A 1,264-nucleotide genomic window follows, 5' to 3' on the forward strand; every position below is an offset into this window, starting at 1 on the left:
GGGACTGCCCCGAGTTCGGTTGACTCGTTGGGTTGAGTGAATCAGGCCGCGTGTGCGGACTGATTGATTGTCTCAAACTCGGTTGGGGTGAGTTTGCCGAGCCGGCGTTGGCGACGCTTGCGATGGTAGGTCCGTTCGATCCAGGTGACGATCGCCAGCCGTAACTGCTCTCGCGTGGACCAACGTTGTCGATCGAGCACGTTCTTCTGCAGAAGCGCGAAGAATGACTCCATCGCAGCATTGTCTCCGCACGCCCCAACCCGCCCCATGGATCCCTGTAAACCGTTGCGGGACAGCTCATGTACGAATTTTCGTGAACGGAATTGGCTACCTCGATCGGAGTGGACGATGGTGCCGTCTGGGTCTCGTTGATCGACGGCGTTTCGCAGTGCAGATACTGCCAGTGAGGCTTTCATACGGCTGTCGATCGAGTATCCGACGATCTTGTTCGAGTACAGGTCTTTGATGGCGCAGAGGTAGAGCTTGCCTTCGTCGGTACGGTGCTCGGTGATGTCGGTCAGCCAGATCTGGTTGCGTTCCTGTGCGGTGAATTGGCGGTCGACGAGGTCGTCGTGGACGGGCGGGCCGGCTTTCTTGTTCAGGCCGCGCTTCTTGGAGAACACGGACCACAGCCGTTCCTGTGAGCACAGTCGTGCGACTCTGTTCTCGCTGGCGGTGATGCCGCGGTCCGGCAGTTCGTCGGCGATGAAGCGGTAGCCGAATGCCGGGTCGTCGGCGTGGATTTCACGAGCGATGTTGATCAGATGCGCGTCGTCCCAATCACGTTGTGTGACTGGTTGTTTCTTCCATTTGTAGAACGCTTGGGTGGAGAATCCGAGCACCCGGCAGGTCACTGTGACGGGTACCCCGTCGGCAGCAAGGTCGAGGACCAGCGGGTAGATCATTTTGGGTTGACATCCCGGGACAGGTAGGCGACCGCACGGCGCATGACCTCTGCTTCTTGCTCGAGGAGCTTGATCCGTTTGCGGGCCTCCCGTAGCTCGGCGGACTCGTCCAAGCCGGCCGGCGTCGTGCCTCGTTCGATGCCGTCGTCGCGGTCGGCGATCTTCAGCCACCGATGCAGACAGCCCTCGGATATTCCGAAGTCCTTCGCGATCTGACGCAATGGGGCCTCGCCCTTGCGTGCAACAGCGATGACGTCGCGGCGGAACTCCTCTGGGAACGCTTTCGGCATGGTGAACATCCTTCCACCGTGAGGAGCGATCCTCACAGATCAGATGTCAACCAAACCTGGGGCAGTCCC

At 60.0% G+C, this 1,264-nt stretch carries 1 protein-coding gene; it reads right to left on the reverse strand.

Annotated features, from left to right (window positions below; translation table 11 throughout):
* Window positions 1-41 precede the first annotated feature (41 nt).
* Window positions 42-1,195 (reverse strand): IS3 family transposase gene (locus tag ACIGGF_RS25360; protein ID WP_294637904.1). Its coding sequence is split into 2 segments (ribosomal slippage): window positions 42-907 and window positions 907-1,195, totalling 1,155 coding nucleotides; the frame shifts between segments, so codons are not numbered across the junction.
* Window positions 1,196-1,264: the final 69 nt, after the last annotated feature.

The organism is Rhodococcus sp. NPDC078407, from assembly GCF_044542515.1.
Classification (GTDB): Bacteria; Actinomycetota; Actinomycetes; order Mycobacteriales; family Mycobacteriaceae; genus Rhodococcoides.